The organism is Streptomyces sp. M92 (assembly GCF_028473745.1).
GTDB lineage: Bacteria > Actinomycetota > Actinomycetes > Streptomycetales > Streptomycetaceae > Streptomyces.
Genome location: NZ_CP101137.1, coordinates 6,377,130 through 6,396,167 on the forward strand (window position 1 = coordinate 6,377,130; position 19,038 = coordinate 6,396,167).

The 19,038-nt window shown below is 69.7% G+C and carries 17 protein-coding genes and 1 pseudogene; 5 read left to right on the plus strand and 13 right to left on the minus strand.

Features of this window, described 5'->3' with window-relative positions; translation table 11 throughout:
- Window positions 1–6 precede the first annotated feature (6 nt).
- The gene (locus M6G08_RS29190) at window positions 7–1,311 is read right to left on the minus strand and encodes an ABC transporter substrate-binding protein (RefSeq protein WP_272590106.1); all 1,305 of its coding nucleotides are present in this window, start codon (window positions 1,309–1,311) and stop codon (window positions 7–9) included.
- 137 nt (window positions 1,312–1,448) lie between these two features.
- On the opposite strand from M6G08_RS29190, the gene M6G08_RS29195 reads away from it, so the two are divergent.
- Complete coding sequence (locus M6G08_RS29195; RefSeq protein WP_272590107.1) at window positions 1,449–2,489, plus strand: LacI family DNA-binding transcriptional regulator; 1,041 nt, start codon at window positions 1,449–1,451, stop codon at window positions 2,487–2,489.
- 30 nt (window positions 2,490–2,519) lie between these two features.
- On the opposite strand, the gene M6G08_RS29200 is transcribed toward M6G08_RS29195, so the two are convergent.
- The 3 genes from M6G08_RS29200 to M6G08_RS29210 form a co-directional block, all read right to left on the minus strand.
- The gene (locus M6G08_RS29200) at window positions 2,520–3,746 is read right to left on the minus strand and encodes a TolB family protein (protein ID WP_272590108.1); all 1,227 of its coding nucleotides are present in this window, start codon (window positions 3,744–3,746) and stop codon (window positions 2,520–2,522) included.
- 78 nt (window positions 3,747–3,824) lie between these two features.
- Complete coding sequence (locus M6G08_RS29205; protein WP_383141708.1) at window positions 3,825–4,208, minus strand: ribosomal maturation YjgA family protein; 384 nt, start codon at window positions 4,206–4,208, stop codon at window positions 3,825–3,827.
- A 47-nt stretch (window positions 4,209–4,255) separates the two neighbouring features.
- The gene (locus tag M6G08_RS29210; protein ID WP_383141705.1) at window positions 4,256–5,800 is read right to left on the minus strand and encodes a fused MFS/spermidine synthase; all 1,545 of its coding nucleotides are present in this window, start codon (window positions 5,798–5,800) and stop codon (window positions 4,256–4,258) included.
- 162 nt (window positions 5,801–5,962) lie between these two features.
- On the opposite strand from M6G08_RS29210, the gene M6G08_RS29215 reads away from it, so the two are divergent.
- Together M6G08_RS29215 and M6G08_RS29220 are read left to right on the plus strand one after the other, a co-directional pair.
- The gene (locus tag M6G08_RS29215) at window positions 5,963–6,583 is read left to right on the plus strand and encodes a DUF6232 family protein (RefSeq protein ID WP_443048986.1); all 621 of its coding nucleotides are present in this window, start codon (window positions 5,963–5,965) and stop codon (window positions 6,581–6,583) included.
- Complete coding sequence (locus tag M6G08_RS29220; RefSeq protein ID WP_272590112.1) at window positions 6,580–6,921, plus strand: hypothetical protein; 342 nt, start codon at window positions 6,580–6,582, stop codon at window positions 6,919–6,921. The genes M6G08_RS29215 and M6G08_RS29220 overlap by 4 nt, the downstream gene beginning before the upstream one ends.
- A 64-nt stretch (window positions 6,922–6,985) precedes the next feature.
- On the opposite strand, the gene M6G08_RS29225 is transcribed toward M6G08_RS29220, so the two are convergent.
- The 5 genes from M6G08_RS29225 to M6G08_RS29245 all read right to left on the minus strand — a co-directional run bounded on the left by M6G08_RS29225 (window position 6,986) and on the right by M6G08_RS29245 (window position 11,800).
- Window positions 6,986–7,789: an aminoglycoside phosphotransferase family protein gene (locus tag M6G08_RS29225; protein ID WP_272590113.1), complete on the minus strand. Its 804-nt coding sequence runs from the start codon at window positions 7,787–7,789 to the stop codon at window positions 6,986–6,988.
- 95 nt (window positions 7,790–7,884) lie between these two features.
- Complete coding sequence (locus M6G08_RS29230) at window positions 7,885–8,670, minus strand: dienelactone hydrolase family protein (RefSeq protein WP_272591465.1); 786 nt, start codon at window positions 8,668–8,670, stop codon at window positions 7,885–7,887.
- Window positions 8,671–8,777: 107 nt separating this feature from the next.
- Window positions 8,778–10,154 (minus strand): CoA transferase, encoded by a 1,377-nt coding sequence (locus M6G08_RS29235; RefSeq protein ID WP_272590114.1) that lies wholly within the window; start codon window positions 10,152–10,154, stop codon window positions 8,778–8,780.
- Between the two features lie 108 nt (window positions 10,155–10,262).
- Complete coding sequence (locus M6G08_RS29240; RefSeq protein WP_272590115.1) at window positions 10,263–10,613, minus strand: hypothetical protein; 351 nt, start codon at window positions 10,611–10,613, stop codon at window positions 10,263–10,265.
- 296 nt (window positions 10,614–10,909) lie between these two features.
- Window positions 10,910–11,800 carry an aminoglycoside phosphotransferase family protein gene (locus M6G08_RS29245; protein ID WP_272591466.1) on the minus strand — a complete coding sequence of 297 codons (891 nt, stop codon included), beginning with the start codon at window positions 11,798–11,800 and terminating at the stop codon, window positions 10,910–10,912.
- Between the two features lie 1,076 nt (window positions 11,801–12,876).
- On the opposite strand from M6G08_RS29245, the gene M6G08_RS29250 reads away from it, so the two are divergent.
- Together M6G08_RS29250 and M6G08_RS36155 are read left to right on the plus strand one after the other, a co-directional pair.
- Complete coding sequence (locus M6G08_RS29250; RefSeq protein ID WP_272590116.1) at window positions 12,877–13,485, plus strand: hypothetical protein; 609 nt, start codon at window positions 12,877–12,879, stop codon at window positions 13,483–13,485.
- Between the two features lie 102 nt (window positions 13,486–13,587).
- Window positions 13,588–14,009 (plus strand): annotated as a pseudogene (locus tag M6G08_RS36155) (CocE/NonD family hydrolase C-terminal non-catalytic domain-containing protein).
- 408 nt (window positions 14,010–14,417) lie between these two features.
- Here M6G08_RS36155 and M6G08_RS29255 read toward each other — a convergent pair.
- From M6G08_RS29255 to M6G08_RS29270, 4 genes are read right to left on the minus strand one after another with little or no spacing between them, the layout of a single operon-like run.
- The gene (locus tag M6G08_RS29255) at window positions 14,418–15,773 is read right to left on the minus strand and encodes a GH1 family beta-glucosidase (RefSeq protein WP_272590117.1); all 1,356 of its coding nucleotides are present in this window, start codon (window positions 15,771–15,773) and stop codon (window positions 14,418–14,420) included.
- A 57-nt stretch (window positions 15,774–15,830) separates the two neighbouring features.
- The gene (locus tag M6G08_RS29260) at window positions 15,831–16,670 is read right to left on the minus strand and encodes a carbohydrate ABC transporter permease (protein WP_272591467.1); all 840 of its coding nucleotides are present in this window, start codon (window positions 16,668–16,670) and stop codon (window positions 15,831–15,833) included.
- A 28-nt stretch (window positions 16,671–16,698) separates the two neighbouring features.
- Complete coding sequence (locus M6G08_RS29265) at window positions 16,699–17,691, minus strand: carbohydrate ABC transporter permease (protein WP_272590118.1); 993 nt, start codon at window positions 17,689–17,691, stop codon at window positions 16,699–16,701.
- A gap of 14 nt (window positions 17,692–17,705) precedes the next feature.
- Window positions 17,706–19,022 carry an ABC transporter substrate-binding protein gene (locus M6G08_RS29270; protein WP_272590119.1) on the minus strand — a complete coding sequence of 439 codons (1,317 nt, stop codon included), beginning with the start codon at window positions 19,020–19,022 and terminating at the stop codon, window positions 17,706–17,708.
- Between the last annotated feature and the right edge of the window lie 16 nt (window positions 19,023–19,038).

The window sequence follows — 19,038 nt, forward strand, 5'->3', positions numbered from 1 at the left end:
CGTTCGTCACTCGGTCGGGAGGGCCTGCATGGCCTGGATGAAGCCGTCCGTGTCGAGCTGTCCGTTGAAGAACTGCTGGACGGCCTTGTGCATGTCCGAGCTCGCCTTCTGCGGGTACGCCTGGTCCCAGGACAGCTGGAACGAGGGGGCGTCGGCGACGAGTTCGTACTGGAAGCGCGAGTACTCGGGGGTGCCCGAGGTGTCGATGAACTTGTCGGTGTTCGTGGTGGTCGGCAGGTTGCCGATCTCCAGCTGCGCCTTGACGAACTCGTCGGAGTACATAAGTTTCAGGAACTCGGCGACGGCCTCGGGGTGCTCGGTCTTCTTCATCACCGAGTAGTAGTTGTTGGTGTTGCCGGCGACACCTGCCGGGTCGCCCTTGCCGCCCTCGACGGCCGGGAAGGCGGTGTAGCCGAGGTCCTTCTCGGCGAACTCCGGGTGGTCCGTGAGCTGCTGGGAGTAGTACCAGGAGCCCATCAGCTCGAAGCCGGCCTTGCCGGAGGCCACCAGCTGGACCGAGCCGCCGTTGGTGTACTTGACGGAGTCGTAGTTCTTGCCGAAGGCGCCGGAGTCGACGAGCTGCCTGATCATGTCGAGGGCCTTCTTGCTGTCCGGGCTCTCCCAGGCGCTCTTGTCGCCCCCGACGGCCTTCGCGAACAGCTCCGGTCCGGCTATGCGGTCGTAGAGGTACTGGAACCACATCTGAGTGGGCCAGACGTCACCGCCGCCGAGCGCGATCGGCGTGACGCCCTCGTCCTTGAGCTTCTCCACCGCGTCGAGCAGTTCGTCCCAGGTCTTCGGCGGCTGGACGCCCGCCTCTTCGAGGACCTTCTTGTTGTGGAAGAGCAGGACGGGCTGGGTGCCGCGCATCGGGATGCCGTACGGCTTGCCGTCGACGACGGCGTTCTCGAAGACCGTCGGCAGGAACTTCTTCTCCAGGTCCGGGTTCTTCTTGATCAGGTCGTCCAGCGGCATCAGCAGGTCCGCCTCGACGAACGGCTTGATGCTGCCGCCGCCCCAGTTGAAGAAGATGTCCGGAGCCTGGGGGGTGTTGATGATCGTCTGGAGCTTCTTCTGGTAGTCGGCACCGGGGATGGTGTCGAGCACCGCCTTGACGTCTGACGTCTTGTTGAAGGTGTCGACGATCTGCTGCTCGACCTTGTTGGTGGCGTCCCCGTAGACCAGGACATGGATCTTGCCGTCGTCCGACGACGCCCCGCCGTTCCCGTCACCGCAGGCCGCGAGGCTCAGCGCCAGGGCGAGCGTCGCGCCGGTGGCGACCAGTCTGGGCAAGCGCGCACGTGTCTTCATCGTTCGCCTTTCGAAAGTTTCGGCTCCATCACCGAAAGTCCATGCCGTCGGACAGTAAAGTCAGTCGGGATTTACGGTCAATGGCCCTGCGCGGGACGACCCAAAACGTTATCGATCGCATGACCTATCCTCCTTGCATGCACGGTGAAGTTGAGGTGGGCACCAGGGTGACGCTGGCCGAGGTGGCGAAAGAGGCGGGGGTCTCACCTCCGACAGTTTCGAAGGTGATCAACGGTCGTTCGGACGTCTCCCGCGCCACCCGGTCGCGGGTCGAGCGGCTGCTGGAGGTGCACGGCTACCGTCGGCGGACGTCGGACCGGCCGCGCTTCCCGCTCGTCGAACTCGTCTTCCACGAACTGGACAGCGTCTGGGCGGTGGAGCTGGTGAAGGGGGTGGAAAACGTTGCCAAGGCCAACCGGGCGACCGTGGTGCTCACCAGGAGCGGCACGCGGCACGCGCCCGCTCCCGACTGGATCGAGGGCGTGCTCCGCCGCAGGCCGCTGGGGGTCGTGCTGGTCTTCTCCTCGCTCCCGGCGGAGGTGAAGCACCGGCTCCGCTCGCGTGACATCCCGTTCGTCATCGTCGACCCGGCCGGCGACCCCGACCCGGACGTGCCCTCCGTGGGCTCCGCCAACTGGGCCGGGGGCCTGGCGGCGACCCGCCACCTCACCGACCACGGGCACGAGCGCGTCGCGATCGTCACCGGCCCCGAGGACATGCTGTGCTCACGGGCCCGCCTCGACGGCTACCGTTCGGCGATGACCATGGCGGGCCTGCCCGTCGATCCCCGTCTGATCCGCTTCGGCGACTTCCAGGTGCGCGGGGGATTCGAGCACGCCATGGACCTGCTGGACGGCCCCGGCCGGCCCACCGCCGTCTTCGCGGGCAGCGACCTCCACGCCCTGGGCGTACTGGAGGCGGCCCGCCTCCAGGGCCTGCGCGTCCCCGAGGACCTCTCGGTGGTCGGCTACGACGACGTGCCGCCGGCCCAGTGGTCGAGCCCGCCGCTGACCACGGTCCACCAGCCCCTGCGGCACATGGCCGAGGAGGCGACCCGCATGCTCTTCGGCCCCGGCGGGGCGGCCCGGCGCATCGAACTGGCCACGCGCCTGGTCGTACGGCAGAGCACCGCGCCACCGGGAGGAGCGGCCCGGGCCGCCGCACCGGGGACCGGGTGAGGGGCCGGAGTGCCCGTGCCGGGACGCGGATCAGCGCGGGCGCGTGACGAGGACCTGCCGCTCGGTCGCGGTGGACGACTTCCCCAGCAGGTCCAGCGGTTCGGCGTCGTACGCCACCGCGCGGCCGTGCGCGTCGGTGGACGGGCCGGACGCCGGCCTCTGGTTCACGGTGCCGTCGGGCCGGGCGGTGACCGTCGTGGTGCGGCCGGTGCGCAGCTCCATCAGGTAGACCACCTGGAGCGGGCCGCGGGGCACCCGCTCCTCGGCCGCCACGAACACGACGTGCCGGCCGTCGGCGCTCAGCCGCCCGGAGTGCGTGGCGAACTGCGGTCTGGGACCCAGGACATGGCGCAGGACCCCGTTCCTCAGGTCCTTGACGAAGACGTCACCGGTGGCGTTGGTGCCCCGCGGCGGCAAGGTCCGGCAGTTGAGGCGGAAGGAGACGTGCCGGCCGTCCGCTCCCATCACCGGGTCGGTGACCCAGTGCTCGGACGGATCGTCCAGGCACTCGGGGTCGACGCGGGTCCGCCGGCCGGCCCGCCGGTCGAGCACGTAGACATGGGTGGCCGGGTCGGCCGTCGCGGGGTCGGAGGCGAGGTAGGCGAGGTGCCGGCCGTCGTGGCTCAGGGTCGGCCGCGCGACCTGCTGCCCGTCCCCGGCCGTCGGGTCGTCGGCCCACTCGCCGGTCCCCCGGCGAAGGTCGCGCACCCGGATGCGGGGATCGGCGTACGGCTCCCGCTCCGGCCGCGCCGTGAAGGTGACGTACCGTCCGTTCCCGCTGATCGCGGGAGCGTTGGCGCTGCCGAACCGTGCGTCGGTGCCGTCACTGACCCGTTCGGTGCGGCCCGTGCGGACGTCGTAGAGGTGTGCTTCGGTCCCGTCGAGCGTCGGGTAGGCGACCCGGGTGCCGTCGGCGCTGATGGACGGGGCGACGGCCGGCGTGCCCCGGTCCATGCCCTCGGCCAGGTCGCTGGCCCAGTGCACCCGTCCGGTCCGCAGGTCCTTCACGTAGACGTCAGCGGCTACGTCCGTGTCGCCGGGCGCCAGGTTCGAGGCGTACGACCAGAAGGCCACGTAGCGGCCGTTGGCGCTGATCACGGCGTACCGGCTCCGCTCGTTCCCCATCACGTCGTCGGACGTGACGTTCACGTGCTCCGTGCCGGGCTTCAGTTCCAAGGCCCCCGCGGGCACCGTCTGTGCGGCGGCGCACACCACGGCCACAGCGGCGACGGCGGCCGCTCTTCCCCCAAGACGCATGCTTCCCCCCGGTCGACACGCCTCCCCCGGCCCCGCGGCCGGAACCCCCAGTCATGGAAGCCGCTCGCGAACGTCCGGTCAATGCGCTCGACGCCGTACGAGCGACGAACAACGCCCACCACCGGCCGCTCCCGAAGACGCGACGACGAGCCACCCGGCCAGCGCACCGACCGCGTACCAGAACAGGTCCGGCGCGTTGAAGGTCGAACCCAGTACCAGGCGGGCGGCGGTGCTGTGCCGGGAGAGCTCCGCCGGCACGCCACTGAGCTGGAGGAACTCGACGCCCCAGCTCACGGCCAGCGCGAGCGCGGCGGCCTTCAGGGGCGGCGTGCGCGGCGCCGCCAGGAGGACGAGGGTGAAGATGAGCAGGGTGTACAGGCTGTCCCCGCCGTACTTGGCCACGTCCCCTGCCGCCACGGAACGCAGGCCCAGTCCCGCTCCGACGACCGAAAGGGCGGCCACGGCAGCCGTCGGACGGACCCGGCTCGCCCCGCCGCGGCGGGTGCCCGTCACCGGCCGCCCCGCGAGTCGTAGGGCTGGAGGAGCTGGTCGACGGGAGCGTGGTCGTCGGTGAGCGGCCGGGCGTCGCCGATCCAGGAGGTGAGGTCGTCGCCGGTCGCGAGCTGCCATCCGACTCGCCGGGCGTCGAGTGCTTCCTGGGTCGCACGCAGGTCCACCGGGCGGTCGGAGGCGAGCACCACCAGGTTGCCGCCGTCGGGGGCGGCGGCCCGGTCCGAACCGATGTCGACGGGGTCGCCGACGAGGACGACGTGCTCGAACGTCTCGCTGAGCGTGGCGACTTCAGCACGCGCGAAGGCCAGGTCACCGTGGTCGATCAGGTTGGCGGCGTACAGGCCGTCCTCGTCCAGCACCCGCCGCACGTCGCTCATCGCCTCCACCGTGGTGAGGTGCCACGGCACGCTGACGCCCCCGAAGGCGTCACCGACGACCAGGTCGCGGCTGTCCGTCTCCAGCCGCCGCAGACCGAGCCGGCCGTCCTCCGTGCGCACGTCGATCCCGGAGTCCGGCCTCAGCCCGAACCGCTCGCGGTCGATGCGCACGACGCCGCCGTCGATCTCGGACACCAGGCTGCGCGTGCCCGGCCGGGCGTCCGCGAGGTAGCGCGGAAAGGTGAGCCCACCGCCTCCCAGGTGATAGGCGGTGATCGGCTCGCCCTCGGGAAAGGCGGTGTCGACCACCGACGCCAGGGCCCGCACATAGGTGAACTTCAGGAATGCCGGGTCGTCGACGTCGACGTAGGAGTGCCGCACGCCGTCCAGTACGAGCGTGTGTCCGCCGTCCCGGCCCGGGTCCGCCACGATCCGTGCGCAGTGGTACTTGGTCTCCGCGTCGCAACCGCCGGGCGCGGGGACGGTGGCGAGGCCGCCGGCCACGACCACCAGGGTGAGGGCGGGCGTGCCGGTCCACCCGCGCGCTCGCCAGGCCACGAGTGCCGAGCCGGCCATCAGCAGTGCGCCGAGGCCGATGAGGATGCCGCTGACCGGCAGCCGCGAGATGAGGACGAAGCCGGTGAGGACGGTGCCGACGATGGCTCCGACGGTCCCGACGCCGGACAGCCGGCCGACGACCGTCCCGGTCTCGTCGAGGCTCGTCAGGCGCAGCTTGGTCACCATCGGCGTCACGGCGGAGAGCAGCGCGCCCGGGACGAGGATGGTCAGGCCCGCGACGATCAGGAGCAGCACGGGCGCCCACTCCGCGGTGGAGCGCAGCACGGCGGGGGTGAGCGCCACGACCGCGCCCGACACCCCGAGCGAGGGGCCGATGAGCCGGCGCGGGTCGACCTGGTCCGCGAGGCGCCCGCCCAGCCAGGAGCCGAGGGCGATCGCGGTGAGGGCGATACCGATCACCATGGTGCTGGTTTCCAGGGTGAGGCCGAGGTAGGGAGCGAGCAGCCGCAGCGCGACGATCTCGACGACCAGGACCGCGGCCGACGACCCGAAGACCAGCGCGGCGGCGGAGCGGGAGCCCAGGCCGCGGTGGCGGCGAGCGTCTCCGGCGGCGGGCGAGGAAAGCGGTCCGGTCACGGACGACATCGTCGCACGGGGCCGGCCGGGTGGCGGCCGACGCGGCGGCGTGGGGTCGTCCACAGGCCGTCGATCGGTGAGTTGGCCATTTCTCGTCTGCCTCACGACCATCTCCCGGCGCTTTATGGTGCTCCCGCGCTATTCGGGTGGCAGCGACGGCATGGGGGAGCGATGGACCGCACGGAAGGCACCGGCGCGTCACCGCCCGGGCCGCCACTGCGACCTCCCCTGCCTTCCCGACCGCCCGCTTCATACCTGCCTCCTCCACTTCCGCCGGCGCCTGCCGAGGGAGACCCCCTGGTCCTCCGCGTCAGCCGTCGGATGCTCTGGGTGGGGTCGGTGGCCATCCCACTGCACAACATCACCTGGGTGAACGCCTTCCGGCTCAAGCGCGCCTGGGGCGTGGCCGCCGCCCGCCTGCTGGCATTGCTGATCGGCGCCGTCCTGGTCTACGCCGCGCTCGACTCCGCGGGTGACGGCGAACCACGCGCCGGAGAGAACGGCAACCTCGTGGTCGTCATCGTCGTGATCGGCCTGGCCGTCGTCTGCAAGGGCCTGTTCACGTCGGCCAAGCCGGTGTTGGCGGTCGAGATGGCAAGCGGCTCCAAGGTGATGGTGACGCTGCCGAGCATGGACGAGCTGCGCCGGACAGCCGGACGGATCGTGCACGATCGACAATCCGGAAGCCGAGTTCGCCGCCCTGGTGCAGCAGTGCAGTACAGCCACACGAACAACTACGGTCCGGTCGTCAACATGAGGGACGGCCGGGGGAACACGGGGTTCAAGCTGTGAGCGACGCGGCGAACTACTACGGTCCCACCGTCAACATGAACGGCGGCAAGGACAACGTCGGCATCAACTACGGCACCGTCGGCGGTGCTCCCCAGGATGCCGGGCTCCGTGCCGCCGTCGAGGACCTCACCCGTCTCCTCCGGGAGCTGCGCCCCCGCCTCGGCACGGAGCAGGCCCGGACCGTCGACGACGCACTGCCCGAGCTCACCGCCGACAGGGGCGCCCTGCGCGAGCGGGGCGTCGTGCCGGCGTCCGTGGCGCAGATCGCGGCCGCCGTCGGCGAGGTGGGCCGGCCCGCGACGGAGGCGGTCGGGAGGCTGCTGGCGCTGCTGGGCTGACTTCCCGGCGGCCCGGTGCCGGCTGCAAGACTTCCACGCCGTTCGGTCGAGGCCGACGGAGCACTCAGCTGCCGGCCAGAGCCATGAGGAACCGGGTCTCCGCGTCGTCCCGCCCCGCACACGTTCTGGGGACCGCGACGAGGGCGGCCAGGGCTCGGCACCAGCCCAGCACCCGACGAGGAGACATGGCGGGAACCAGCGCCGCCAGCTCCTCGACCCTCTGCTCCAGCACGGCTGGATCCGCGACTCCTTCAAGCACCCAGTCCACGGCGTCGAAGTCCGGGTCGCCCCACGTCGGCCTCGGATCAATCGCCACCAGGCGGGCACCCGGGCCAGACAGCACGTTGGCCGGATGAAGATCGCCGTGCACGAGTCCCACCGGCCCATTGGCTGCCAGTTCCAGGGCCGCCGCTCGCGCCTGCCGAAGTACCTTCGTGACGGCCGGATCGTTCACGGCGCGCGCCGCCAGCCTGCGGTCGGTCAAGTCGAACACGAAGTCGACGCGGTGTGAGAGGCGCCGCAGTACCGAGTGCTCGCCCGGCACGGGGGCGGGGTCCCGCAGGTCCCGCAGCAACACGGCGACCTCGGCCGGATTCCACGCACTCCGGCTCAGCTGCACACCCGGCTCCACGTCCGCCAGCAGCAGGGCCCCGACGGTCAGATCCTGTGCCAGCAGCGTGACAACCGACGGCGTCTTCTCCCAGGCCCGCAGAGCTTCGGCCTCCTCCTGGGCGATCCCGGTCTCCGGCGTGAGTTTCAGCCATGCCGAGGTGCCGGTGTCCCGCTTGAAGCAGCGGAACACCCGCGAGGTGCCTCCTCCGCCCGCCGCGACAAGCTCCAGGTCCCAGCGGTCAGCGAGTTCGTCCACGAGCGTCGGCAACTCATCACACCAGGCCAGCACCTCAGCTCCGAACCGAACGACGAGCCGGTCCCGGACCTCTGGCGCGACGCAGAGCAGCTCTCTCAACTTGTCCCCCGTGAGTGGTGGATGCGCCTACATTCTGGAGTTCGTGATGCTGTCGGCTCCTCCGTCAAAGGCAGGCACTCGGCGAGCAGGTCGACTACGTCGCGCCAGGCTCGCCGCGCGTGCCGCGGGTGGTAGCCGACGCCGGGGACCGTGGGGTGATCGACCGGCGGATGGTGGAAGGCGTGCAAGGCGCCGCCGTAGACCGCGAGGCGCCAGTCTACGCCCGCGGCTTGCATCTCAGCGGTGAACGCGTTCCGTTGCGCTGGCGGCATGATCGGGTCCTCCGACCCGACTCCGGCCCACACCGGGCAGCGAATGCGCGCCGCCTCGCCCGGCCGGCCCGTGGTGGTTGCGTTGACTGTGCCGATCGCGCGCAGGTTGACGCCGTCGCGCCCGAGTTCCAGCCCGACGGCGCCCCCGGTGCCGTAGCCGACGGCGGCGATCCGGTCGGGGTCGGTCCGCGGTTCGGTGCGCAGCACTTCGAGCGCCGCATGGCCGATGCCCCGCATCCGGCCGGGATCGGCGAGCAGCGGCAGGCAACGGGCCAGCATCTCCTCGGGATCGCCCAGATAGCGCCCGCCATGGAGGTCGAAGGCCAGCGTCACGTATCCCAGTTCGGCGAGTGCGTCGGCCCGGCGGCGCTCGACGTCGCTGAGCCCCATGCCCTCCGGTCCGAGCAGCACTGCGGGCCGGCGGTCGGCACCGGCCGGGAGCGCGAGGTACCCGACCATCGTCAAACCGTCGGCCGGATACTCGACCGTACGCGTCGTAATCGTCGTAATCGTCGTCATGAGACTGGACTGTATTGACCGGCGAGCCCGATCCGGCCGCCTTTCTGCCGTCGGCAGTACGGGCTTTCGAAGCGGAGCCCAAGGGCCGTCGCGTGTCCTCAGGCCCAGTTCGGCGGATCGGTGCCCCATTGCGTCGGTGCGTGGTCCCAGTTCGTGGGTGCGCCGTCGTAGTGGACCGGGGGCAGGGCGTGACGCAGCCGACCGTAGGGCGATTCGGTCTCGGCGAGCCAGGATCCGGAATCGTAGGTGCCGGCTTCACCCTGTGCAGGGGTGGGGCGGATGTCGTGCAGCAGCCAGGACGCCGTGCCTGCCAGGGAGAGGCGCAGATGACATCCACCGCCGGTGGCCTGACGATCGCTCAGCGCACGTAGGACGGCGGCGGCGAGCAGGTAACCGGTTCCGTGGTCCAGCGCCTGTGCGGGCAGTACACCGGGACGGCCGTCGGCCGTGGCCTCCATCGCGGCGATTCCGGTACCGGCCTGGACCAGGCTGTCGAAGCCGCGGCGCCCGGCCCAGGGACCGGACCAGTCCCAGGCACACAGTTGGGCCACGATCAGGTCGGGGTACCGGTCCAGGAGCACGTCGGGAGTCAGTCCGTGCCGGTCCAGGGCACCGGGGCGGTAGCCGGTCACCACGACATCCGCCCGGCCGAGCAGGTCCTCGAAGGCGTGCCGGTCGCCGGGGCTGCCGAGGTCCAGCAACGTGGAGCGTTTGCCCGCACCGGTGTCGGCGTGGGCATCCGCGTCCTCGGGGAGCTGAGGGGCGTCGACGCGCAGCACGTCCGCGCCCAGCAGCGCCAGTGTCCGTGTGGCGACGGGGCCGGCGATGACACGGGTCAGGTCCAGGACCCGCACGTCCTGGGCCGGCACCGGTGCGGGTGCCGGCAGCCGAGGACTGCCCTGGCCCACGTGCCGCCTTTCGACCAGGGCCGGCCCGGCAGCGGCGGGTGCCCCAGCCACGGCCACGGCCAGGCCGCCTGCCGCGTAGACGGTCTCCTGGACCTCCTCGGCCGGACGCGATGCCAACTCCTTCGAGAGCACGCCCACCAGCTCCCGGTCCCCTCCCCTGTCCGCGATGCCCAGGGCGCTGAGCAGCCGGGCCCGGTGGTGCGGGTAGTTGGCGTGGGTGCGAACCCAGCCGTCGGCAGCCGGCCAGAACCCGGACAGCGGGGCGAAGGACGTCGGGGCCCGGCCGTCGATTCGCAGGTGGCGTTCACTGACGAAGGCGGTGGCCACCGCCGCCTCGTTCACCCGCACCGCGGGCACCGGCACGCGGTTGCGCAGCGCCAGCAGTTCCGCCGCCGCCAGCGAACACACTCCGACGCCGGCCCGCGCCATTTCCCTCACTGGCAGGCGTGACGGCAGGACAGCGCCCGCTCCCACGAAGGACACGTGCTGAACCAGTTGGCTCCGGCCGCCCAGGACCTCCCAGGCGTGTGCGGTGGCCGCGTCCTCGGCGTCCTCGGTATGCGTCATCCGCCCATTGTGCGACACCACCAGGATGGCGTCTCGCTCGGCTCTGACCTGCGCAGTCACTTCTTCGCCGCGTGAACACCTCGCGGACGCCGAGAAGCTCCGACGCGCTCACCCTCCGGCCATCACGTACCCCGCGTACGGGACCAGGACCGCCGGCGAAGTCAGCAGGCGTGGCCCGAGGGGGCGGCCGGTGCGCAGGGGGCGGAGGTCGTAGAGGAGGAGCAGGACGAGGACGAAGGCGCCGAGCAGGAAAAGGGCGCTCAGGACGAACCCGCCGGCCTCGATCTGGTCGTAGGTGCAGCCGTCCAGGTCCCGGCGGCGCAGGTCCTCGTACCCGCAGTGACCGTGAGCCGCGTACCAGCGCGCGCAGAGGATGGTGAGGAACGTGGGGACACCTATCAACAGGTGCACCACAAGCGGCGGAAGACAGCCGCGCAGGACGGGGAGGACGCTACGCATCCGGCCACCTCACCAAGGCACGGCCGAACACACTGTGATCGCAGCCACTCCTTGGGTCACAGGGCCGTCACAACTGCCACGTCCGCACGCATACGCCGCCTGCCCGCCGCCCGCCCCGGAACGGCCCCGTACGGATCGTGCGGCTGAGCCCGACGTCCACCGACGGTTCGAGTACGACGAGGGGCCGTGGGGCATCGTGTCGCCGGAGCCGGAGCCGGAGCCGGAGCCGGAGCCGATCCGTTCCCGTCGGTGCTGATGTCGGTGGGGCGGCGAGCGGGCCTACGGCCTGGGCGACGTCACTCCGTCGTCTCCAGAACGCGGTCGAGTGTCCGGCGCCCCATTCTGCTCATCGCCGGATTGCTCTCGATGTAGTACCAGACAAGACCCATCGCCTGTTCGAACGCCCATGCCTTGCCGCGCTCCCACTCCAGATCGTCACAGACCAGCGTCCGCCGGAGCACTTCCCGCGGGCCTGGCCGCAACAGGTGCCAGGCGCCGACCAGATCCAACGCGGGGTCGGCCGGGCCGAAGCCGCCGGTGTCGAGTACGCCGCTCAGCCGGTCTCCCGTGACCAGTACATTGCCGGGGATCCAGTCACCATGGCTCATCACGTCGGCACCCGTGCGTGGCAACTCCCGAAAGCGGCTCCACACCCGGCGCAGCCGGGGCACGTCCAGCAGTCCCTCACTCTCCTCGAAGCACTTCGCCATCCAATCGTCATGGTGAGCGAGAACGCCGCCCCGATTCTCGCCGCTGAAGAGTCGTCCCCGCGTCTCGGCGTCCCGGAGAGACGCGATGAAGGCCGCAAGGTCCTCGGCGAAAGCGTCCGACCCACCCGGGTCGGCATCAGAGGCGATCGTTCCCGGCAGCCACGTCTGGACCGACCAGGGCATGGGGTAACCCGCTCCAGGCTTTCCCAAGGCGACCGGTTCCGGGACGGGGAACCGGGAGACCTGTGCCAGCTCGGCGCTCGCCTGGGCCTCCTGTTCCAGAACCGCCAGTGTCTCGGCGGCATCGTTCAGACGCAGTGGGAAACGTGCGGAGAGGTCTATCCCGACGCGGAAGATGGCGTGGACCGTCCCGGTCGACACCAGGGGTTGGATCGCCTTGCCGCCCCACTGAGGGAACTGTTCCCGGACCAGGGCCGCAACGATTTCGGTGGTCACGTCCACTTGGTCATCGTGCATGGTCAAGCAGGTCTCCGGGCTCCAGGGCACGAGACCGCAGCAGTTGAGGCAGTTCGGTCAGGGGCACCGCGGCAGTATCCCGACGCCCTCGGCAATACGCTACCCATTTCCGACCAACTGCCCGCTCCACGGGAGGTTCCCTGTGCGTCCGGCTCGGGGACGGTGAAGCGGGGCTCTCGGCACGGACCGTCGAGCGCGGGCTGGCCGGCGTCTCAGGCGTTTCCGGCGCCGCCGGGGCAGGCGTGTCGAAGGTGCGGTGGTCCCTGGCGGCGGCCGGGTCACCGTGCGGCAGGGCACGGCGGTGTCCGCCGTGCCCTGCCGCGGACGGATCAGCCGGTGAAGCCGGCCGTGATGGAGGTGAACTGCCAGTTGGGGCGGTCGCGGTTGAGCGACCAGAAGGCCAGCCGTCCGATGTGGTGGGAGTTGGCCCAGTCGCGGATCTGGGTCCAGATCTGACGTCAGGCTCGGGCGTCAGCCGGGCGCCGAGCACGCCGGTGCCGCTGAGCTCGACACTCAGGTCGATAGCCCGCCCGTCGCCCTGGAGGGCGACGCGCTGACCGTAGGCATCGGCGACCTGTATCGCCGGGCCGCTGTTCACCGGCGGCGAGACCGGAGGCGGACCGGGCGGCGCCCACCGGCGCCGAACCGTCAGTGTGATCGGCGGGCTGTTCCGCTCGGGCGGCAACATCGAGCCCGGCCCTGCGGGTCGACGAGGACAAGGCCCGTGCCACCCTCGGGAAGCCGGCGAAGACGCCCGGCGAGAGATGCACGGAGAATGGACCGTCTTACCTCGCCGCCAACTCCCCGAAAGGGATATGGGCGACATCTACCGCAAACTCTCTTCTGCTTCCTCCGCGCCACCCAACGCACCGAAATGCAATCGCCAGTTGATCTTCAACACCTCGACGAGGGATACTACCTGGCGGATACACGTTCCCGACCGAGCGGCACTCGCTTCAATATCCTCCCCCACAGGTCACCGGAGGTCATCTACCCATAGATTACTGGGCAGTTGACCTCAGGGTTTCGTGGTAGCGTCCTTACTCGAAGGGACAGCGCGACCTGAAAGGGAAATCGTGAACACGGAGAAGATCGCCGCTCGCCGCCTCTCGCTGGAAGAGGTGACGAAACTCGGCGTGAAGGACAGGATATTCGTTTCCGCCGACACGGCGGAACTCAAACTTCCCGACTGCTATGTCCCTGCTTTTCTGACCAAGCCCGGTGAGGGTTTCGAGGGCGGCTCGATCACGGCGAGGACCGTGTTCCGGGAAGAGGTCTCCTGCCTTCCCGACGACGAGAATGAAGCCGGAATCTACCTGGCCGACGAGAACGGCTCGGTGACCATCGAGGTCCTCCAGTCCGCCGGTGTCGTGCTGGACCTGGCACTTTTCGTCCCCGGCGGGGACAAGGGGTCCCTCACGGCCCTTTACGCTGCGGCCCGGCAGGCGTTCGGCGCCGACGTCGTTCAGATCTGGCGCCAGGGCCTCAAGGAGGTTCCCGACGTGAAGGTCGACATCTTCGAGGAGCAGGTTCCCCGGGGGCGCAAGGCGAGCGACAACCCCAAGCGTGACCGTCGCGTGATCGACACCTACCCCACCCGTGCGGACTTCATCGAGTTCTCCGCGGGGTGGAAGCCGGTCGTTGAGATTCACAAGCCCATCGTTGACGACACCCCGACCATCTGAGGCGGCATCACCTCTCGTCGCGGCCCGAGAGACGAATGCGCCGGAGCCGGTCGACCCCTGAGCGGCAGGCGGCCGCCGGAAGGCGGAGCGCCAGGGACGCTCGTGACGCGCTTCGACCAGGGGGCCAAGCTCGTCGGACACCCGAAGGCACACCTGTGGGTGGAGGCGAAGGGCTCCGACGACATGGACCTGTTCATCCTCGTCCAGAAGCTCGACGCGTACGGCACGCCGCTGCAGCAATTCACCGTCCCCAACCAGGGCGCGCTGATCCAGGACGTCACCGAACGAAGCGCCTCGATCCTTCGCTACGAGGGCTCCGACGGACGCCGGCGCGTCTCCATGCGCCACCTCGACGAGAAGCTGTCGACCGAGGAGATCCCTGCCACACCTTCGACCGGGTCGAGAAGCTCTCCCCCGGCGAAGTCGTCGACGTCGAGACGGACCTGCTCCCCATCGGGCTCACCTTCCACCCGGGCGAGCAGCTCCCCTCGTCATCAGAGGCCGCTCGCTCCTGGGCACGATGATGCCCGGCAACCGCGAGTACGTCCCTGCCGACAAGGGACAGCACATCATCCACACCGGAGGGGCCCACGTGTCATATCTGCAGGCCCCCGTCAAGACGGCGTAGGCCAAGAGGCCCACTGGGGCGCGCCGTGACGGTCGGATGGCCGTCACGCGGATGAGTCGGCAGGTCCAGTCGCAGATCCGGCATCCCGGAGGAGTTACATCCACGCGGACCGCACGCGGCTTCGACTGCCTCGCCCACCAGCGCGTTCGATCTCACGAAAAGCCGCGCCGGAGTGCTCCGGCGTGGCTTCTCCATCTCACGGCTTTGCGTAGCGGTCCCGTCGAATGAATCCCGAGGGGGACCGCCGTGTCACCGACGCCCGTGTGTCCACCGGCAGGAGCCTCCTCGTTGTTCGGGCCTCGGGTCAGGCCCGGGTCTGCCTGTGGGCGCGGATGATGTCCGCGTACCGGCGACCGCTCGACTTGATGGTGCGCGCCTGAGTCGCGTAGTCGACGTGGACGATGCCGAAGCGCTTGTCGTAGCCGTAGGCCCACTCGAAGTTGTCGAGCAGGGACCAGGCGTAGTAGCCGGCGAGCGGCGCGCCCTTGCGCACGGCGCGGGCACAGGCACTGACGTGCTGCTCCAGGTAGCTCGCCCGTTCCGTGTCGTCGACGGTTCCGTCGGGGCCGACGGTGTCGGGGAAGGCGGATCCGTTCTCGGTGACGTACAGCCGGCGGACGCCGTAGTCGTCGGTCAGCCGCATCAGGAACGCCTCCAGGCTTTCCGCGTCGATCTGCCAGTCCATGCCGGTGCGGGGCACGCCGGGCAGGCGGACCTCGCGGGCGTACGGGACCGGGCCGGCCGGGTCGTCGGCGACCGTGACCGGGAAGTAGTAGTTGAGGCCGTGCCAGTCGAGCGGCGCGGCGATCGTGTCCAGGTCGCCCGGTCGTTCCGGCAGTTCGACGCCGTACAGCTCGCGCATGTCGGCGGGGAAGCCGCGGCCGTAGACCGGGTCGAGCCACCAGCGGTTGGTGTGGCCGTCCATACGGGTGGCCGCCGCGAGATCCTCCGGGCGGGTCGACGTGGCCTGCACGGTCGAGTGGTTGGTGACAAGGCCGACCTGGGCGCCCGGGGCCGCCGCGCGGATCGCCTGCGCGGTCAGTCCGTGGCCGAGGAGCAGGTGGTACGAGGCGTGCACGGCGGCGGTGAGGTCGGTCAGGCCGGGAGCCATCCTGCCTTCCAGGTGGCCGATCCACCCGGAGCACAGGGGCTCGTTCAGGGTGGCCCACCGGGTGACGCGGTCGCCCAGCCGTCCGGCGACGGCGGAGGCGTAGGCGGCGAGGTGTTCGGCGGTGTCGCGTACGATCCAGCCGCCGCGGTCCTGGAGGGCCTGCGGGAGGTCCCAGTGGTAGAGGGTGATGTTGGGGGTGATGCCGGCGTCGAGGAGGGCGTCGACGAGACGGTCGTAGAAGTCGAGGCCGACCGCGTTGACCGGCCCGTCACCGGCGGGCATCACACGGGGCCAGGCGACGGACATGCGGTAGGCGTCGGTCCCCAGTTCCTTCATGAGGGCGATGTCCTCGGGCCACCGGTGGTAGTGGTCGCAGGCCACGTCGCCGTGGTCGTCGTTGTCGATCCTGCCCGGGGTGTGGGAGAAGGTGTCCCAGATCGACGGTGCCCGGCCGTCCTCGGTGACGGCGCCCTCGATCTGGTAGGCGGATGTGGCCGTGCCCCACACAAAGTCGGAGGGAAAGGCGGCGAGGTCTATCGAATCGGACACAGAGGGTGCCTCTCTGGGGTGATCGGAGAAGTGAGTGAGGGAAGAGGACACGGGCCGCTACTTGACGGCACCGGCGGTCAGTCCGGCGACGAGGTAACGCTGGAGCAGCAGGAAGCCGGCGACGACGGGCAGGCTGACGACGAGTGAGGCGGCCATGATCTGGTTCCAGTACACGTCGTTCTGGGTGGAGTAGCCCTGAAGGCCGACGGCGAGGGTGCGGGTGGTGTCGTTGGTCATGACGGAGGCGAAGAGGACCTCTCCCCAGGCGGTCATGAAGGCGTAGACGGCGACGGCGACGATGCCGGGGATCGCAGCGGGCACGATGACCCTGAAGAGGGCGCCGAGCGGCCCGCAGCCGTCCACCTTGGCGGCCTCGTCGAGGTCCCTGGGCACCGAGTCGAAGTAGCCGATCAGCATCCAGATGGAGAAGGGCAGCGAGAAGGTGAGATAAGTGAGGATCAGGCCGCCGCGGGAGCCGAAGAGCGCGATACCGGTGGCATTGCCGATGTTGACGTAGATGAGGAACAGCGGCAGCAGGAACAGGATCCCGGGGAACATCTGCGTCGACAGCACCGTCACCGTGAAGAGGCGCTTGCCGCGGAAGGAATAGCGGCTGACCGCGTAGGCGGCGAACACGGCGATGGTGACGGAGCAGACGGTCGCCGCGCCGGCCACGATCAGCGAGTTCATGAAGTAGTCGGCCAGCGGGACCGTGTCCCAGATGTCGAAGTACGGGCGGACGGTCAGGCCCGAAGGGATCCACTGGAACTTGCCGGACACGTCCTGGAGCGGCTTGAGCGAGCTCGAGATCATGACGTACACCGGCAGCAGTACGAAGCCGGCGAGGAGGGTCAGGAAGATTCGTCGGCTCCACAGGAAGGACTGCGGGGCAGCCATCGGGGAACGGACCTGCCGCCGGGACTGGCTAGGCATCGGTGGCCTTCCTTCCTCGGGACGTGAACCAGAGGTAGGCGCCCGTCACCACGAGCAGGAACAGCAGCAGGAGGACCGACATGGCGGATCCGGTGCCGAAGTTCCAGGTCTGGAACGAGGACTGGTAGATGTGCAGGGAGATGAGGTCAGCTGCCTCGGGCGCCGCCTCGCCGAAGAGGACGAACGGCGTGTTGAAGTCGTTGAACGTCCACAAGAACAGCACCAGGACGAGGACCTGGTTCACCGGGCCCAGCGCCGGCAGGGTGATGCGGCGGACCTGCTGCCAGGTTCCGGCACCGTCGAGAGCGGCGGCTTCGTAGATCTCCCGGGGAATGTTCTGCAGCCCGGCCATGACGATCAGGAAGGCGAAAGGCCAGCCCTTCCACACCGAGACGACGAGCAGGGCGAAGAAGCTGTTGTCACCGATCAGCCAGAACGGCGCGCTGTCGGTGAGGCCCAGCTGGTCGTGCACGACGTGGTTCACCAGGCCGTTGTCGCGCTGGAACATGAACGCCCAGGTGATGACGGCGGCGTAGACGGGCAGCGCGTACGGGACGAGGAAGAGCGTGCGCAGGAAGCCACGGCCGCGGAACGACTCCTGCATGAAGACGGCCGCGGCCACCCCGAGCAGCCAGCACAGGCCGACGGAGAGCACGGTGAAAAGGCAGGTGGTGAGGAAGGAGCTGAGCAGCGCCTCGCCCACGGGGGCGTTGAAGTCGACGGCGAGGGAGTAGTTGTCGAGACCGGCCCAGGGCGCCGTGTTCCAGTCGCGGATGTAGAACTGGGTCAGCTCCTTGAAGCTGACGACGATGCCGATCACCATCGGCACCAGGTGGACCAGGAGTTCGAGGATCAGTGCGGGGAGCAGCAGCAGATACGGCAGTCCGATGCGGCGCAGCCGCCCGGAGCGCCGCCTGCGCGGGGCCCCGGGGTCGCTCTTGCGTGCCGTCCGCTCGCCTGTTTCCAGGGCAGCGGTGGTGGTCATGGTGGTGTCCGTACTCACTTCGTGGGCATCTGCTGCTGGGCCTTCTCGAGCCCCGCCCGCACGGACTCGGTGGTCACCGGCCGCCCCGCGGCGGCGTCGGCGAAGAGCTCCTTGACCGCGGTGCCGACGAGGGTCTCGAACTGGGACTCCTCGGGGACCTGCGGAAGTGCGGTGGCGCTGTTGGTGAGGGTTTCGCGCAGGACGGCGAGTGAGGGGGTGTTGAAGGCCGGGTCCTGTTGGGCGGTCTTGACCGGCGGGATGGAGCCGTAGGCCTTGTTGAGGATGACCTGCTCTTCGTCGCTGGTCATGAACTTCACGAACTTCTTGGCGCCGTCGATGTTCTTGGTGTTCTTGAAAACGGCCATGTTGATGCCGCCGACCATGGAGTTGGTGGCCTCGCCCTGACCGGGTTCACCGGACTGCACCGGGGCGGGGGCCACTCCCCATTCGTCGTCGTTCATGCCGTGGGTCTTGAAGGTGGCGGACGCGGTCTGCCACAGCACCATGCCCGTCTTGTCCTTGGCGAAGTCGCTCAGGGACTGGTTCTGCGCGTACTCGGCGTTGCCCGGCGCGACGATTTTGTCCTTGGCCATCAGGTCGACGTACTGCTTCACCGCGGCGACCGCGCCGTCGGAGGTGAAGTCCGGCTTGCCGTCGGAGGTGAAGAAGTCGGCGCCGTGCTGCTTGCCGAGGACGAAGACCTGGTGGATGTTGTTGGAGAGGTTGGAGCCCTCGGCGCCGAGGCCGTTGTGGCCCTTGGCGGTGAGCTTCTTGCCGGCGGCGACCAGCTCGTCCCAGGTGGCCGGCGGCTTCGCTATCCCGGCCTCGGCGAAGAGCTTCTTGTTGTAGTAGAGCGCGTAGGCCATGGAGTACAGCGGTACGGCGGCCGGGTCCTGACCCTGGGTGCCGGTGGAGCCGAGGGCGGACTCGATGAATCGGTCCTTGCCGCCGATCGCCTCGAAGTTCTTCGCGTCCCAGGACAGCAGGGCGCCGCTGGCCTGGAGGGAGGCGCTCCAGGTGTTGCCGATGTTGAGGACGTCCGGGCCCTGGCCCGACGTAGTGGCGGTGAGGATCCGGTTCAGCAGGTCGGACCAGGGCACGACCTCCAGCTTCACCTTGATGCCGGTCTGCTTCTCGAACTTGTCGAGTTCGGGCTGGAGGACCTTCTTGTCCACCTCCAGGTTGGCCCCCTGGTTCGTGGCCCAGTAGGTGAGCGTCCTCGGCTGCTCGTTGGAGCCCTCCGAGCCGGAAGTGCCCCCGCCGCAGGCGGCCGCGGTGAGAACTAGTGAGAGGGTGACGGCGCCGACGGCTGCTGCTCTGATTCTGCGCATGACTTCAGGTGGCCCT

Excerpts from the sequence above, each read along its gene's own strand:
- M6G08_RS29195 (WP_272590107.1), top strand. The coding sequence starts at position 1,449 with ATGCACGGTGAAGTTGAGGTGGGCACCAGGGTGACGCTGGCCGAGGTG.
- M6G08_RS29270 (WP_272590119.1), bottom strand. The coding sequence starts at position 19,022 with ATGCGCAGAATCAGAGCAGCAGCCGTCGGCGCCGTCACCCTCTCACTA.
- M6G08_RS29235 (WP_272590114.1), bottom strand. The coding sequence starts at position 10,154 with ATGACGCATACCGAGGACGCCGAGGACGCGGCCACCGCACACGCCTGG.
- M6G08_RS29190 (WP_272590106.1), bottom strand. The coding sequence starts at position 1,311 with ATGAAGACACGTGCGCGCTTGCCCAGACTGGTCGCCACCGGCGCGACG.
- M6G08_RS29260 (WP_272591467.1), bottom strand. The coding sequence starts at position 16,670 with ATGGCTGCCCCGCAGTCCTTCCTGTGGAGCCGACGAATCTTCCTGACC.
- M6G08_RS29200 (WP_272590108.1), bottom strand. The coding sequence starts at position 3,746 with ATGCGTCTTGGGGGAAGAGCGGCCGCCGTCGCCGCTGTGGCCGTGGTG.
- M6G08_RS29245 (WP_272591466.1), bottom strand. The coding sequence starts at position 11,800 with ATGCACGATGACCAAGTGGACGTGACCACCGAAATCGTTGCGGCCCTG.
- M6G08_RS29265 (WP_272590118.1), bottom strand. The coding sequence starts at position 17,691 with ATGACCACCACCGCTGCCCTGGAAACAGGCGAGCGGACGGCACGCAAG.
- M6G08_RS29210 (WP_383141705.1), bottom strand. The coding sequence starts at position 5,800 with ATGTCGTCCGTGACCGGACCGCTTTCCTCGCCCGCCGCCGGAGACGCT.
- M6G08_RS29215 (WP_443048986.1), top strand. The coding sequence starts at position 5,963 with ATGGACCGCACGGAAGGCACCGGCGCGTCACCGCCCGGGCCGCCACTG.
- M6G08_RS29240 (WP_272590115.1), bottom strand. The coding sequence starts at position 10,613 with ATGCGTAGCGTCCTCCCCGTCCTGCGCGGCTGTCTTCCGCCGCTTGTG.